General features: G+C 66.9%; 16 protein-coding genes. 8 read left to right on the top strand and 8 right to left on the bottom strand.

The window, feature by feature from the left end; genetic code table 11:
• Positions 1–86: 86 nt before the first annotated feature.
• The gene (locus tag HAV18_RS32665) at positions 87–1124 is read right to left on the bottom strand and encodes a sulfate ABC transporter substrate-binding protein (protein WP_021157012.1); all 1038 of its coding nucleotides are present in this window, start codon (positions 1122–1124) and stop codon (positions 87–89) included.
• Positions 1125–1388: 264 nt separating this feature from the next.
• Between HAV18_RS32665 and lexA the strand changes: the two genes are divergently transcribed.
• From lexA to HAV18_RS32650, 3 genes are read left to right on the top strand one after another with little or no spacing between them, the layout of a single operon-like run.
• Entirely contained in the window at positions 1389–2036 is a 648-nt protein-coding gene (lexA, locus tag HAV18_RS32660) for a transcriptional repressor LexA (RefSeq protein WP_047900600.1), read from the top strand.
• Positions 2037–2062: 26 nt separating this feature from the next.
• A complete protein-coding gene (locus HAV18_RS32655) occupies positions 2063–2398 on the top strand; it encodes a hypothetical protein (RefSeq protein WP_011351892.1) in 336 nt (111 codons plus the stop codon).
• A 29-nt stretch (positions 2399–2427) separates the two neighbouring features.
• A complete protein-coding gene (locus HAV18_RS32650; protein ID WP_166964394.1) occupies positions 2428–3138 on the top strand; it encodes a DUF2939 domain-containing protein in 711 nt (236 codons plus the stop codon).
• Positions 3139–3223: 85 nt separating this feature from the next.
• Here the strand turns inward: HAV18_RS32650 and HAV18_RS32645 are convergent, their stop codons facing one another.
• Positions 3224–3721: a universal stress protein gene (locus tag HAV18_RS32645; RefSeq protein WP_166964207.1), complete on the bottom strand. Its 498-nt coding sequence runs from the start codon at positions 3719–3721 to the stop codon at positions 3224–3226.
• Positions 3722–4058: 337 nt separating this feature from the next.
• Between HAV18_RS32645 and nodI the strand changes: the two genes are divergently transcribed.
• Both nodI and HAV18_RS32635 read left to right on the top strand, forming a co-directional pair.
• On the top strand, positions 4059–4973 hold the full coding sequence (gene nodI / locus HAV18_RS32640; protein ID WP_166964205.1) for a nodulation factor ABC transporter ATP-binding protein NodI: 915 nt from the start codon (positions 4059–4061) through the stop codon (positions 4971–4973).
• A gap of 6 nt (positions 4974–4979) precedes the next feature.
• Positions 4980–5813, top strand: a complete 834-nt coding sequence (locus HAV18_RS32635) for an ABC transporter permease (RefSeq protein WP_166964203.1) — start codon at positions 4980–4982, stop codon at positions 5811–5813.
• A 37-nt stretch (positions 5814–5850) separates the two neighbouring features.
• Here HAV18_RS32635 and HAV18_RS32630 read toward each other — a convergent pair whose 3' ends face one another.
• The 4 genes from HAV18_RS32630 to HAV18_RS32615 all read right to left on the bottom strand — a co-directional run bounded on the left by HAV18_RS32630 (position 5851) and on the right by HAV18_RS32615 (position 9575).
• Complete coding sequence (locus HAV18_RS32630) at positions 5851–6273, bottom strand: hypothetical protein (protein ID WP_166964201.1); 423 nt, start codon at positions 6271–6273, stop codon at positions 5851–5853.
• A 101-nt stretch (positions 6274–6374) separates the two neighbouring features.
• The gene (locus tag HAV18_RS32625; protein WP_166964200.1) at positions 6375–7433 is read right to left on the bottom strand and encodes a permease; all 1059 of its coding nucleotides are present in this window, start codon (positions 7431–7433) and stop codon (positions 6375–6377) included.
• Entirely contained in the window at positions 7430–8557 is a 1128-nt protein-coding gene (gene mnmH / locus HAV18_RS32620; RefSeq protein WP_166964198.1) for a tRNA 2-selenouridine(34) synthase MnmH, read from the bottom strand. The genes HAV18_RS32625 and mnmH overlap by 4 nt, the downstream gene beginning before the upstream one ends.
• A 64-nt stretch (positions 8558–8621) precedes the next feature.
• Entirely contained in the window at positions 8622–9575 is a 954-nt protein-coding gene (locus HAV18_RS32615; protein WP_166964196.1) for a LysR family transcriptional regulator, read from the bottom strand.
• A gap of 165 nt (positions 9576–9740) precedes the next feature.
• Between HAV18_RS32615 and HAV18_RS32610 the strand changes: the two genes are divergently transcribed.
• On the top strand, positions 9741–11162 hold the full coding sequence (locus HAV18_RS32610; protein ID WP_166964194.1) for a M20 family metallopeptidase: 1422 nt from the start codon (positions 9741–9743) through the stop codon (positions 11160–11162).
• A 35-nt stretch (positions 11163–11197) separates the two neighbouring features.
• A complete protein-coding gene (locus HAV18_RS32605) occupies positions 11198–12484 on the top strand; it encodes an MFS transporter (RefSeq protein WP_166964192.1) in 1287 nt (428 codons plus the stop codon).
• Positions 12485–12561: 77 nt separating this feature from the next.
• Here HAV18_RS32605 and HAV18_RS32600 read toward each other — a convergent pair whose 3' ends face one another.
• Complete coding sequence (locus HAV18_RS32600) at positions 12562–13614, bottom strand: NADP(H)-dependent aldo-keto reductase (RefSeq protein ID WP_085038954.1); 1053 nt, start codon at positions 13612–13614, stop codon at positions 12562–12564.
• A 147-nt stretch (positions 13615–13761) separates the two neighbouring features.
• A complete protein-coding gene (locus HAV18_RS32595) occupies positions 13762–14199 on the bottom strand; it encodes a PaaI family thioesterase (RefSeq protein ID WP_034186970.1) in 438 nt (145 codons plus the stop codon).
• A 169-nt stretch (positions 14200–14368) separates the two neighbouring features.
• Between HAV18_RS32595 and HAV18_RS32590 the strand changes: the two genes are divergently transcribed.
• The gene (locus HAV18_RS32590) at positions 14369–14857 is read left to right on the top strand and encodes a helix-turn-helix domain-containing protein (RefSeq protein WP_166964190.1); all 489 of its coding nucleotides are present in this window, start codon (positions 14369–14371) and stop codon (positions 14855–14857) included.
• The last annotated feature ends 77 nt before the right edge of the window (positions 14858–14934 follow it).

Genomic DNA, 14934 nt, shown 5'->3' with positions numbered 1-14934 from the left:
CGACGCAAACGCCGGCGCGATGCATTGCGCCGGCGGCCCGTCGAGGGTGCGGCGCGCTATCGTGGCGCGCCGCTGTCGTTATGGCGTTACTGCGGCTTGTAGATCGAATCGAACACGCCGCCGTCCGCGAAATGCGTCTTCTGCGCATTCGTCCAGCCGCCGAAGGTATCGTCGACCGTGTACAGCTTCAGCTTCGGGAACTGCTTCGTCAGTTCCGCCGGCACGTTCTTCGAACGCGGCCGGTAGTAGTTGCGCGCCGCGATCTCCTGGCCCTGCGGGCTGTACAGGAAGTTCAGGTACGCCTCGGCCAGCTTGCGCGTGCCCTTCTTGTCGACCACCTTGTCGACCACCGCGACGGGCGGCTCGGCCAGGATGCTCACCGACGGCACGACGATCTCGAACTTGTCGGTGCCGAATTCCTTGACCGACAGGAACGCCTCGTTTTCCCATGCGATCAGCACGTCGCCGATCCCGCGCTGCACGAAGCTCGTCGTCGCACCGCGCGCGCCGGAATCGAGCACGCCGGCGTTCTTGTAGAGCTTCGTGACGAAGTCCTTCGCCGTCTGCTCGTTGCCGCCCGGCTTGTGCTGCGCGTACGCCCATGCAGCCAGGTAGTTCCAGCGCGCGCCGCCGGACGTCTTCGGGTTCGGCGTGACGATCGAGATGCCCGGCTTGGTCAGGTCGTCCCAGTCCTTGATCCCCTTCGGATTACCCTTGCGCACCAGGAACACGATCGTCGACGTGTACGGCGACGCGTTGTCGGGCAGGCGCTTCTGCCAGTCCTTGTTGACGAGCCCCTTGTTCGCGAGCGCGTCGATGTCGTACGCCAGCGCCAGCGTGACGACGTCGGCCTGCAGGCCGTCGAGCACCGAGCGCGCCTGCGCGCCTGACCCGCCGTGCGACTGCTTGAAGTTGACGGTCTCGCCCGTCTTCGCCTTCCACTCCTTGCCAAACGCCTGGTTGAAATCCTGATACAGCTCGCGCGTCGGGTCGTACGACACGTTCAGGAAGGTCGTATCGGCCTGGGCGTGCGTCGCGACGCCCAGCGCCGCCGCCGCGCCCAGCGCGAGTGTTGCGATCAGGCGGCCCACTCCGCCCACCAGCCCCGTATTGCGCTTGCCCATCCTTGGTTCTCCAGTGTTGTCGGTATTGCGATGTCGGGCCAGTCTAACGAACGGGTTACATGATTAAAAATAATCGTTCCTCATTTTTTAATACCCAAAAGTGCTAACGCATACGGGATGGACGGTTGCGGCAGATGAACCGCCGTCCGGACGTCGTGAAATCGCGCCGGAACCGGCGTGATCGCGACGAACCTCACGTAACACTTGAAATTCGCGAACTACTGTATAAAAATACAGCTCACTGTCTATCCATACAGTTGAGCCATGACCAAACTGACCGCCCGCCAGCAGCAAGTGTTCGACTTGATCCGTCGCGCGATCGAGCGCTCCGGATTCCCGCCCACCCGTGCCGAGATCGCGGCCGAACTGGGCTTCAGCTCGCCGAATGCGGCCGAGGAGCACCTGCGCGCACTGGCGCGCAAGGGCGTGATCGAGCTGGCCGCCGGCGCGTCGCGCGGCATCCGCCTGCTCGGCCTCGAAGATTCCCCGCATCAGTTCACGCTGCCGCACGCCGGCCTGATGCAGCTGTCGCTGCCGCTCGTCGGCCGCGTGGCAGCCGGTAGCCCGATCCTCGCGCAGGAGCACATCTCGCAGCATTACGCGTGCGATCCCGCGCTGTTCTCCAGCAAGCCCGACTACCTGCTGAAAGTGCGCGGCCTGTCGATGCGCGACGCCGGCATTCTCGACGGCGACCTCCTCGCCGTGCAGAAGCGCACGGAAGCGAAGGACGGCCAGATCATCGTCGCGCGTCTCGGCGACGACGTCACGGTCAAGCGCCTGATGCGCCGGCCGGGCGGTCTCGAGCTGATCGCGGAGAACCCGGATTACGAAAACATCTTCGTCAAGGCCGGCAGCGCGGAATTCGCGCTGGAAGGCATCGCCGTCGGGCTGATCCGCTCGGGCGAACTCTGACATTCCGTCTCGCTGAGGAGAACATCATGGAACGCCTTGCCCGTCTGCTGCCTTTCCGTCAATTCGGTCGCCTGCGCCACCTGCGCGGCCGCACGCCCTGCGCTCCGCTGTCCGCGGCGGCGCCTGTGCAAGAAGAAGTCGCAGTCGAACGGCAGGCGTCCCTGCTGCCGTCGGCGCTCCCCGCTTTCGCGCGGGTATCGCTGAACGCCGGCCTGAATCACGCGGAACCCGCGCGCCGTGCGCCGGTGCGCGTCTATCACGGCCGTTCGCGCCTGATCATGGTCGGCACGATCGATGCCGTGTGCCGGATGATCGATCACTGCATCGCAGAGGAACGATCGGCCACGCCAGGCGGTCTCTGATTGCGGAACATCCCCGCATCGGAGGCAACGTGACAGGATCTTCGGGCCGCGCATGGCGGCTCAAGCCCCTGCTGATCGTCGTGGTGGCCGTCGCCGTCATTGCGGCGATCGGCTATGCCTACGCGTCGCCGTACGTCGCGCTCGGCCGCCTGAAATCGGCGATCGATGCGCGCGATGCACAGGCCATCAGTGAATATGTCGATTTTCCGTCGCTGCGCATCAGCCTGAAGCAGCAGGTCACGGAAGAGTTGATGCGCCGGATCGACGCGGTGAAGAAGAACAATCCGTTCGCGGTGATTGGTGCACTGATCGGGTCTGCCCTGATCGGCCCGCTGGTCGATGCGTACGCGACCCCGGAGGGCGTGGCCGCGCTGATGAGCGGGTTGCCACCGCGTGGCAATCCGGGTGAACGCCCGCCCGACTGGTCGAATCAGCCGCAAGGCAATGCGCCTGCAGACACGCCGGCCGCACCGCAGGCCAATCCGGCACCGGCAAGCGCCGTCGCTCCGGGCAACAGCGCGGCGGCTGCGTCATCGCCGGCACCCACCTCTACCGCACCGGCCAGTGCGAACGATGCAACGCATGCGCCGCATCAGCAGCAAACCAGCGCGGGCTACCGGAATATCGATGAATTCGTCGTGACCTACCAGCGCAGTGCCGACGGCACGCGCTACGCGGCGATATTCCACCGCTTCGGGCTGTTCTCGTGGAAATTGTCCGCGATCGACCTGCACGCGTAGCAGGCCGCGCGGTACCCGCGCCGCTGATGCGGCACGGCGCCTGACCGGCGCGCATCGCCGGTCAGGCCGTCATCGAATCATTCGATCATTTGCCATTCGCCGTGGCGGCTTCCCGCTCACGCGCGATTTCTTCCTTCTGCTCCTGTGCCGACGAACACGCCACCAGGATGCTGCAGTTGACGCGATCGAGCAGTTGCGTGTTGCCTGAGCCCATCCACCATCTCGACAGCCCGCTGCGGCACCGGTGGCCGACGACGACGAGGTCGACCTTCAGCTCCGTCGCGAGATTCGCGATTTCGTCGATCGGATAGCCGAACGCGAAATGGCCTTCGGCCTGCACGCCGCGCTCGCGCAGCCAGTTCACCCCTTCCTGCAGGATTTCACGCGCGGTTTCCTCGAACCGGCCGCACGCGACGTCGGTCAGCAGGCCTGCGCTCTGCGCGATGCTCGAGCGCATGTCGACGACCGACAGCAAATGCGTCTCGGCCTTCAGGTCCATCGCGAGATTGGCGCCGCAGCGCAGTGCCTTGCGCCCTTCGAGCGTGCCGTCGTAACACAGCAGAATCTTGTTGTAGCTAGCCATGAAACCTCCCTATCGCAACAACGAGCCTACGCATTCATCATGGTGCGCCGCAATTCAGGACGCAAGGGATGGAAAACGCTGATTCGCCTCGCTCGGCGCGTGCGCGATGATGCGGTGCACGATCGGTGCGCGCATGCATCGCACCGTGCAGGCATGCCCTGAAGAGACGCAGCCGATGCACTAGAATGGCCCGTTCGTACTCCAGCGGGCCAGCAGGCGCCGGCGTCGTGCGCTTCGGTCATGCCCGTGTGACACGCAATCGTCCGATCGGTTCGCCAGCCGGCTACGCATCCGGCAGCGGAACGCTTCCGCGCCCGCTTACAACGACAACATGCCCATGTCCGTTGCACCGATCGATTTCCGGAACGTCGAAAAGCGCTTTGGCGACAAGCTCGTCGTCAACGGCCTGTCCTTCACCGTACAGGCCGGCGAATGCTACGGCCTGCTCGGGCCCAACGGCGCCGGCAAGACCACCACGCTGAAAATGCTGCTCGGCCTCACACATCCCGATGCAGGCACTATTTCGCTCTGCGGCGAACCGGTTCCATCGCGTGCGCGACATGCGCGCCAGCGCGTCGGGGTCGTCCCGCAGTTCGACAATCTCGACCCCGACTTCAGCGTGCGCGAGAACCTGCTCGTCTTCAGCCGCTATTTCGGCATGTCGGCGCAGGCTGCGCGCGCGCTCGTGAAGCCGCTGCTCGAATTCGCGAAGCTCGAGAACAAGGCCGATGCGAAGGTCGGCGAGCTGTCGGGCGGCATGAAGCGCCGCCTCACGCTCGCCCGTGCGCTCGTCAACGATCCCGATGTACTGGTGCTCGACGAGCCGACGACCGGGCTCGACCCGCAAGCGCGTCACCTCATGTGGGAGCGGCTGCGCTCGCTGCTTGCTCGAGGCAAGACGATCCTGATCACCACGCACTTCATGGAAGAAGCCGAGCGCCTGTGCGACCGCCTGTGCGTGATCGAGGAAGGCCGCAAGATCGCCGAAGGTGCACCGCACGCGCTGATCCAATCGGAGATCGGCTGCGACGTGATCGAGATCTACGGGCCCGATCCGGCCACGCTGCGCGACGAGCTGGCGGCGTTCGCAAAACACACCGAGATCAGCGGCGAGACGCTGTTCTGCTACGTGAGCGATCCGGAACCGCTCAGCGCGCGACTCAAGGGTCGCACGGGGTTGCGCTATCTGCATCGCCCGGCCAATCTGGAAGATGTGTTCCTGCGGCTCACGGGCCGCGAAATGCAGGACTGATCGATCATGGACGTGCGCAACTATTCCGCCACCGCACCGTCGGCACCGCCGCGCGTGTCACGCTTCGCGATCGCGATGCCCGCGAACGCGACCAACTGGATCGCCGTCTGGCGGCGCAACTATCTCGTCTGGCGCAAGCTCGCGCTCGCGTCGCTGTTCGGCAATCTTGCCGATCCGATGATCTATCTGTTCGGCTTGGGATTCGGGCTCGGCCTGATGCTCGGCCATGTCGACGGCGTGTCGTATATCGCGTTCCTCGCGGCCGGCACGGTCGGGTCGAGCGTGATGATGTCCGCGAGCTTCGAGTCGATGTATTCGGGTTTCTCGCGGATGCACGTGCAGCGCACGTGGGAAGCGATCATGCATACGCCGCTCGCGCTCGGCGACATCGTGCTCGGCGAGATCGTCTGGGGGGCCAGCAAGGCGATGCTGTCGGGGGCCGCGATCATGCTCGTCGCGGGGGCGCTCGGCTATGCGCAGTTTCCGTCGATGCTCGCGGCGCTGCCCGTGATCGCGCTCGCAGGCCTCGCGTTTGCGAGCATCGCGATGATCGTCACGGCGCTCGCGCCGTCCTACGATTTCTTCATGTTTTATCAGACGCTCGTGCTGACACCGATGCTGCTGCTGTCGGGCGTGTTCTTCCCGACCACGCAGCTGCCGCCGATCGCGCAGTACGCAGCGCAGGCGCTGCCGCTCGCGAATGCCGTCGAGTTGATCCGGCCCGCGATGCTCGGTCGGCCGGCGACCGACGTCGCGCTGCATGTCGCGGTACTCGCCGGCTACGCGGTCGGCGGATTCCTGCTGTCCGCGTGGCTGTTCCGGCGGCGGATGATGCGCTGACGGCCGGCGCATCGGGCGCCGGCTTCATGCGGCGACGTTACTCGTCGTCGTCGCTCCACGGGATCTCGACGTCGGTCAGGAACGCGACGGTCGCGAGCGGGCCCCCTTCCTGGCGGCCGAGCTTGCCGTCCGCGCGATGCCATTCGACGCGGAACTGCGTGCCCGGATCGTCGGCAACCAGGTAGACCGAGCGCAGTTCGTCCGCATCGGCTTCGTCCACCGGGCCGTCGAACGACACCAGCATCTTCTGCGGCCACAGGCCGTTGACCGGATCGTAAATGCGCTCACCTTGCGGAATGTCGATGCTGGCCTCGACGCCGATCGTCGCGGAGGCCTCGATGATCATCGTGCCCAGTGCGTTCAGCACGGCAGTCGCCCGCGCGGAATTGGCCTGGCGGATCGCGAGATCGCCGCGCGTCAGCGCCTTTTCGAGTCGAGGATGGATCTTCGGTTGGGTCATGCGTTTTCCTGTTTGCTTCTTGTAAATGGCGCCGCACGCGTGAAACGGCGGCGCCGGATGAATATGACGATTGCGCCCGGCCGGCGCACCGCTTGCGCGCGTCAGAACCCGAGCGCGACCGCGAGCAGGCCGCTCGCGATCCCGAACACGACGACGAGGATCGCGACGATCGCCAGCATGTACGGCTTGAACGAACGCGCGAGCATCGCGAGCGACGGCACGCTGATCGGCGGCAGCGTCATCAGCAGCGCGGCGGCCGGGCCGACGCCCATGCCGAGCGACAGCATCGCCTGGATGATCGGCACCTCGCCGGCCGTCGGGATCACGAACAGCATGCCCGCGACCGCGAAGGCGACGATCCAGCCGAGATGATTGCCGATGTCCGGGCCGATATGCGGGAACAGCCATGCGCGCGCGGCGCCGAGCAGCAGCACGAGCACGATGTATTCGGGCACGAGCCGCACGGCCATGCGCGCGAGCAGCTTCACCCAGCGGACGAACGGATTGCCGGCCGCGGCCTGCTCGGCCGCCAGCGCGGCGAGCTGCGCATCGTCGATGCTGCGGTCTTCAGGTCGTGCAATGCGGTTCAGCAGATAGCCGATGCCGAACACCATCGCGATGCCGAGCACGAGGCGCAACGCACTCCAGTGCCAGCCGAGCACGAAGCCCATGAACACCAGCGCGGCCGGATTCAGCACCGTGTTGCCGAGCCAGAACGCGACCGCGCCGCCCGGCGATGCATGGCGCGCACGCAGACCCGCGACGACCGGTGCCGCGCAGCACGTGCACATCATCCCGGGCAGCGACAGCAGGCCGCCCGCGGCGACGCTGCCGAAGCCGGTGCGGCCGAGCACGCGCGCGACCCAGTGCGCGGGCAGCAGCGCCTGCACGGCCGAACCGAGCAGCAGGCCGAGCACCATCGCCTGCCAGATCGCCTTGCCGTACGCCCATGCATAGTCGAGCGCGGCCTTCAGCGACGGCTCGGGGGCGGTCGCCGACGTGCCCATCAGGATCGACTGGCCGATCGAATGGTGCTCGGCGGCAACGAACGCCTTGTTGTAGTACGGGAACCATTTCACATAGAACAGTCCCGCGACCGCGATCAGCAGGAAGGTCATCCAGCCGAGGGCCGGACTGGGTTGGGTGCGTGTGGTCGTCATCGTGTGGTCGTCGATTGGTTTTTGTCGGTTGCGGATGTCGCGCCTGCGGCAAGCGCGGCCGATGCGGGCAACCCGGTTTGCGCGAGTTCGGCCAGCAGCGTGCGCGCCTGTTCGCGCACGTCGGCCGCGTTGGGTCGGAACGTGAACGTCAACGCCCGGTTCGGCTTGTTGTACGCCGCGCGGTAGGTCCGTGCGTAGGCGGGATCGTAATGCTTGTCGATCAGCTCGGTGAACAGCTCGGCCCGCGCGTTGCCATCGATCAGCGCCTTCCAGTGCGTCACCTGGTCGCGGCTATGCAGGCCGATCAGCCGATGGAGCTGCGCCTTGAACGCGTCCGGTTCGTCGAACAGGTGCGCGTAATCCTCGAGGAGGAACGCGATCCGCTCGTCGTGCGCCGCGTCGACATGCACCCACGGCCCGGCGTGAAACGCTTCGATCAGCGCGATCGGCAACTGCACGAGCCCGATCCTGCGGCTTTCCGACTCGACGAACACCGGCCATTCGGGGTCGAAACGTCCAAGCATTTCGACGAGCCCCGAATCGAACCCCTTCTGCGCCGGCTGCGGCTTGCCCGGCAGCGCGCCGAGCAGCGAGCCGCGATGGCACGCGAGCGCCTCGAGATCGAGCGTCTGCGCGCCCACGTCGTGCAGCGCGTTCAGCAGGCGCGTCTTGCCGCAGCCCGTATGGCCGACGAGCGCGATGTAGCGAAAGCGCGTCGGCAGCGAGTCGAGCGTCGCGCACACCGACTGGCGGTACGCCTTGTAGCCGCCGTCGAGTTGGCGCGCCTTCCAGCCGATCAGGTTGAACCAGGTCGTCATCGAGCCCGAACGCTTGCCGCCGCGCCAGCAGTAGATCAGCGGCCGCCAGTTGCGCGGCCGGTCGGCGAACGTCGTGTCGAGATGGCGTGCGATGTTGCGCGCGACGATCGCCGCGCCGACGCGCGTCGCCTCGTACGGCGACACCTGGCGGTACATCGTGCCGACGAGCACGCGCTCCTCGTTGCTGAGCACGGGCGCGTTCAGCGCGCCGGGAATATGGTCCTCGGCGAACTCGAGCGGCGTGCGCACGTCGATGATCTCGTCGAACTCGCCGGCGCGATCGAGGGTGACAATCAGGTTCTTCAATTTGGCGTCGAACAGGGGCAATGCGGCTCGATGAGTCGCATGGGCGCGGAAGGCGGATTGGCGATTATCTCACGGGCCGGCGCCTCGGGCCGCGCGCGGCGGCCGGCGGTGGCGATGCGGCCTGCATCGCGTCGATCAGATGGTCGCGAAACGCGCGAACCGACGCGGGCAGATCGCGCCCCGCCATCGTCTGCACCTGGATGCTGCGCTCGCGAAGCTGCGGGTTCGTCACGGGCACGACGACGAAGCCGTCCGCGTCGCAGCGGTCGCGCACCGACAGCAGCCCCGTGAACATCACCGCGCCCGTGCGGCGCGCGTAGCCGTACATCGCCGCCGTGTTGTTGCTCGTCAGTTCGGGCTCGAGCAGCAGCCCGTCGAGTGCGCACGCGATGTCGATCAACTGGCGCACCGTCGTGCCGGCCTCAGGCAGCACGTGCGGGTGACGCGCGACATCGGCGAGCGATACCGCTTCACGCGTCGCGAGCGGATGGTCGCGCCGCATCAGCGCGAAGATCGGCGCGCGCTCGGTATGCTCGACGCGCACGCCCTTCTCCGGCGCGAGGCTGAAGCTCAATGCGATGTCCACATCGCCGTCACGCACGCGCCGCGTCGCTTCCGCCGGCGACACGACCCACACGGAGAAATCGACACCCGGATGGCGCGCCTTGAAGCGCGCGAGCGTGCCGGGCAGGAAATCGATCGCGAACCCTTCCGAGCATGCGATCTTCAACAGGCTGCCGTGCAGCGCGTCGAGCCCGCCGATGTCCTTCATCACGTGCTCGGCTTCCAGCAGGCTGCGCTGCGCGAACGCCAGCAGCCGCTCGCCGGCCTCCGACAGCGCCATCCCGCGCGGCCGGCGCTCGAACAGCGGTGCGCCGAGCTCGCTCTCGAGTTTCGCGATCTGGCGGCTGATCGCCGATACGGCCACGTGCAGCCGCGCGGATGCATCGCTGATCGAGCCGGTGCGCGCCACTTCGACGAAATACCGCAACGCCAGGCCATGCAGGAATGCCGCCATCGTTCTGTCTCCACCCGGCTGCCGGCCGCGCTGCTTTGCCTTTTCGGCAAAGAAAGGTTCGAAATTCGATCATTGTGACAAAAAAAACGGCTTTCTAGAATCGATCGCACTTCACGTTGCATGCGCGATCCGCGCGCGTAGCGACCCCGTCAGAGGAGACACGACTTGAGCCGTACCGCCGCCATCCAGCACGCGCTGAACCAGTTCGAATCCGGTGCGTTCTTCACGACCCTGAGCCGCCGCGTCGGCCTGCGCACCGAAAGCCAGGACAGCGGCAACGAAGCCGCGCTGCGCGCGTACCTGACCGACGAGATCGCCCCCGAGGCTGCCCGCCTCGGCTTCACGTCGCGGATCGTCGACAACCCCGTCGACGGCGGCGGACCATTCCTGCTCGCGTCGCGCCATGAAGACGATGCACTGCCGACCGTACTGATCTACGGCCACGGCGACGTCGTGCGCGGCTACGACGCGCAGTGGCGCGCGCCGCTGTCGCCGTGGACGCTGACGGCCGACGGCGACCGCTGGTACGGCCGCGGCAGCGCCGACAACAAGGGCCAGCACACGATCAACCTGGCCGCGCTCGCCAGCGTGCTCGACGCACGCGGCGGCCGGCTCGGCTTCAACGCGAAGCTGCTGATCGAGATGGGTGAAGAAACGGGATCGCCGGGCCTCGACGCGCTGTGCCGCCAGGAACGCGATGCGCTCGCGGCCGACGTGCTGATCGCGTCCGACGGCCCGCGCATCGCCGCCGCGCGCCCCACGGTATTCCTCGGCTCGCGCGGCTCGGTCAACTTCAAGCTGAGCCTGCGCGCCCGCGACGGCGCGCATCACTCCGGCAACTGGGGCGGGCTGCTGCGCAATCCGGCGATCGTGCTCGCGCATGCGCTCGCGAGCCTCGTCGACGCGCGCGGCGCAATTCGCGTCGAAGGGCTGCGCCCGCCGCCGATCCCGGCCGCCGTGCGCGACGCACTTGCGGATCTGTCCGTCGGCGGCGGCCCCGGCGACCCGGCCCTCGACACCGACTGGGGCGAGCCCGGCCTCACCGCGCCCGAGCGCGTGTTCGGCTGGAACACGTTCGAGATCCTCGCGTTCAAGGCCGGCAATCCCGAGCACCCCGTCAATGCGATCCCGCCCGTCGCGTACGCACACTGCCAGTTGCGCTTCGTCGTCGGCACCGACTGGGAAGCGCTGCATGCACATCTGCGCACGCACCTCGATGCGCACGGCTTCCCCGACATCGAGATCGACGTCGAACGCGGCGCTCCGGCGACGCGCGTGCCGCCGGACGATCCGTGGGTCAGCTGGGCTGTCGCGTCGCTGGCGCGCACCACCGGCAAGAAGCCGGCGATCCTGCCGAATCTCGGCGGCACGCTGCCGAACGAAGTGTTCGCCGACACGCTCGGGCTGCCGACGCTGTGGGTGCCGCACTCGTACCCGGCATGCTCGCAGCACGCGCCCGACGAGCACCTGCTCGCGAGCGTCGTCAGCGAGGGGCTGCAGATGATGGCCGGCCTCTTCTGGGATCTCGGCGACGACGCGCCGACCGTCCGCCGCGCGGCACCCGCCGCGGCCGGCGCCGCCCTGTAACGCGCTTCGCCCCTTTCACGGGACCTGCACATACGATGAACACGACCACCCTGACCTCGCAGGACGCCGCACGCCCCAGCGCCGCGAAGATCCGGCGCCTCATCTTCGCGGCGTCGATCGGCAACGCGCTCGAATGGTTCGACCTGATCGTCTACGGCTTCTTCGCGGTGACGATCGCCAAGCTGTTCTTCCCCGCCACGAGCGAAGCGACGTCGCTGATGCTCACGCTCGGCACGTTCGGGCTGTCCTACCTGATCCGGCCGATCGGCGGCTTCGTCCTCGGCGCATACGCGGATCGCGCGGGCCGCAAGGCGTCGCTGCTGCTGTCGATCGCGATGATGATGGCCGGCACGCTGCTGATCGCGCTGATGCCGACCTACGCATCGATCGGCATTCTCGCGCCGCTCGGGATCATGCTGTCGCGGCTGATGCAGGGCTTTTCCGCCGGCGGCGAATTCGCGAGCTCGACCGCGTTCCTCGTCGAACACGCGCCGCAGCGACGCGGCTTCATGTCGAGCTGGCAGTTCGCGAGCCAGGGCCTCGCGACGCTGCTCGCATCGGGCTTCGGCGCGCTGCTGACGGCCACGCTGACCACCGCGCAACTCGAAAGCTGGGGGTGGCGCGTGCCGTTCCTGTTCGGGCTCGCGATCGGCCCGGTCGGGCTGTACATCCGCCGCTACGTCGACGAAGGCGTCGAGTTCAAGACGCAGGCGCGCTCCGAGGCGCCCGTGCGCGAGCTGTTCGCGGAACAAAAGATGCGGGTACTGTTGTCGATCGGCGCGCTCGTGATCTCGACCGCGATCAACTACATGATCCTGTACATGCCGACTTACGCGATCAAGCAGCTCGGGCTGCCTGCGTCGACGGGCTTCGCCGCGACGCTGGCGACCGGCTTCGTGCTGACGCTCGTCACGCCGGTCGTCGGCCATCTGTCCGACAGCACCGGGCGGATCCGCATGATGGCGGTCGCGGCACTGCTGATGCTCGTCACCGTGTGGCCGACGTTCGCGTGGCTCACGCGTCACGCGTCGTTCGCGACGATGCTCGTCGCACTGGTCTGGATCGGCATGCTGAAGGCGATGTACTGCGGCGCGCTGCCGGCGCTGATGGCCGAACTGTTCCCGTCGCAGACGCGCGCAACGGGGCTCGCGGTCAGCTACAACACGGGCGTCACGCTGTTCGGCGGCTTTGCGCCGTTCGTGATCACCTGGCTGATCAGCACGACCGGCAACCGACTGTCACCGGCGCTCTATCTGATGGGCTGTGCGGTGCTGAGCCTCGCCGCGCTGTTCGTCGCGCGCACGCGGCTCAAGATGCGATAACGGAAGAAACGACGGCGCAGCGATGCGCCGCCGGTGCGGCCCGTCACGGCATCGCTGCCGCGCGGGCCGCGCGCCATTTACGGCGCGGGGTTCGGCTGCAGCTCGTGCAACGCGTCGATTTCGGCGAGGATTTCGTCGGACAGCTTCACGTCGATGCTGCCGATGTTCTCCTTCAACTGCTCGAGCGACGTCGCACCGACCAGGTTGCTGCGCACGAACGGCCGGCTGTTGACGAACGCCAGCGCGAGCTGCGCGGGCGACAACCCGTGACGCCGCGCGAGCGCGACATAGCGCGACGTCGCCTCGACGGCCTGCGGCTTGCTGTAGCGCTGGAAGCGCTCGAACAGCGTGATGCGCGCGCCGGCCGGACGCGCACCGTTCTCGTACTTGCCGGACAGCCAGCCGAACGCGAGCGGCGAATACGCGAGCAGGCCAACGCCGTCACGATGCGTGAATTCGGACAGCCCGTTCTCGAACGTGCGGTTCAGCAGGCTGTACGGATTCTGGATGCTCGCGATGCGCGGCAGCCCGAGCTTCTCGGCCGCGCGCAGGAACTGTGCGACGCCCCACGGCGTTTCGTTCGACACGCCGATCGCGCGCACCTTGCCGGCCTTCACGAATTCCGCGAGCACGCCGAGGGTTTCCTCGATCGGCACCGTATAGGTGTCGTCGACCCACGGATAGGCCGGACGGCCGAACGTCGTCGTGCTGCGGTCGGGCCAGTGCAGCTGATAGAGGTCGACGTAGTCGGTCTGCAAGCGCTTGAGGCTGCCGTCGAGCGCTTCGGTCAGGTTCTTGCGGTCAAACTGGTTGCCTTCGCCGCGAATATGACGCGGATTGTGCGGCTGCCGCGCCGGCCCCGCGATTTTCGTCGCGAGCACGATGCGCTCGCGCTGCGCGCGATGCTGCGCGAGCCAGGTGCCGATGTACTGCTCGGTGCGCCCTTGCGTATCGGGCTTCGGCGGCACCGGATACATCTCCGCGGCATCGATCAGCGTCACGCCTTGCCCGATCGCGTAGTCGATCTGCTCGTGCGCATCGCGCTCCGAATTCTGCTCGCCCCACGTCATCGTGCCGAGGCCGATCAGGCTGACCTCGATGCCCGAATCGCCAAGTGTGCGGTATTCCATGCTGTTCCTGTCGCGTCGGTGGAAAGCAGGAACGTATCACATTGAAGCGGCCACTTCAGTCAGGCGCCACATCCGCTTACAGGCGGCCTTCGGTACCGGCGTGAAGGCGCATGCGCGGGACCGACCGATAGTGCTGCCGCCCCGCCTTCATTGCGGCCGCTGGATGAAACAGGTCGCCGATGCATGCGCGACGATCTTGTCGTCCGGGGTCTTCAGCGTGCCCTCGGCAACGCCCAGCGAACGCGACAGGTGAATCACACGTCCTTCCGCGACCAGGTCGACGTCGCGCGGCACGGGTCGCAGCATCTTCACATGCAGATCGACCGTGCCATAGCCAACGCCCGCATCAAGCATCGAATGCACCGCACACCCCGTGACCGAATCGAGCACCGTCGCCGCGAACCCGCCGTGCACGCCGCCGAGCGGATTCAGGTGCCGGCCGTCCGCCCGCGCCGAAAATTTCACATAACCGAGCTCGACGTCGAGCGGTCGCATCGGGATCGTCTCGGAAATCGACGCGAGCGGCGCATCGCCCGATACCGCAGCGCGCAGCAAATCGAGACCAGACAGGGAAAGCGGGTTCATCGGGTTGTCTCCGGGTTGAAAGCGCGTTGCCGCGCTAGTAAGTTCCAAATTGGAACTTATTATTGACAACGACGACGGCCGTTGTCAACGTGGCCGGGCCCGATGCAATCGAAGGCGGGTTCTATAATCGAGCCCGCTATTTCGCTGAACCGCCGCAAGAGACTCGACGATGAAATGGGATGATATCGGCACGCTGAACTGTTCGGTCGCGCGTACGCTCGCCGTGCTCGGCGACCGCTGGACCATGCTGATCCTCCGCAACGCGTTCCTCGGCTGCCGCCGCTTCGACGCGTTCCAGACCCAGCTCGGCCTCACGCGCCATGTGCTAGCCGAGCGGCTCGCGCGGCTCGTCGACGAAGGCGTGCTGGCCAAACGCGCGTATCAGGAGCGCCCGCCGCGGTTCGAATATCGGCTGACAGACAAGGGCGTCGACCTCTACCCGATCCTGCTCGCGCTGATGGCATGGGGAGACCGCTGGAAAGACGACGGCCAGGGGCCACCGGTGCAGTTGCGTCACCGTACCTGCGGCCATCTGATGCATGCGGTCACCGTATGCTCGGCGTGCGGCGAGCCACTCGACGCGCGCGACGTGCAGCCGGAGCGTGGCCCCGGATGGATCGCAACCGGGGCAGCCGGCACACCTGCGGCCGAGGATTGACGCTTCGCGCATACCCGAACGCGTGACGCATACGGATCGTTCGTTGCGCTCGCGCTGTTGTCGCGGGCCTCATCGGG

The sequence above is a fragment of the Burkholderia sp. D-99 genome (assembly GCF_011605345.1).
Lineage (GTDB): Bacteria > Pseudomonadota > Gammaproteobacteria > Burkholderiales > Burkholderiaceae > Burkholderia.
The sequence above is the reverse complement of the archived record's forward strand: the minus strand, read 5'-3'. Positions and strand labels throughout refer to the sequence as shown.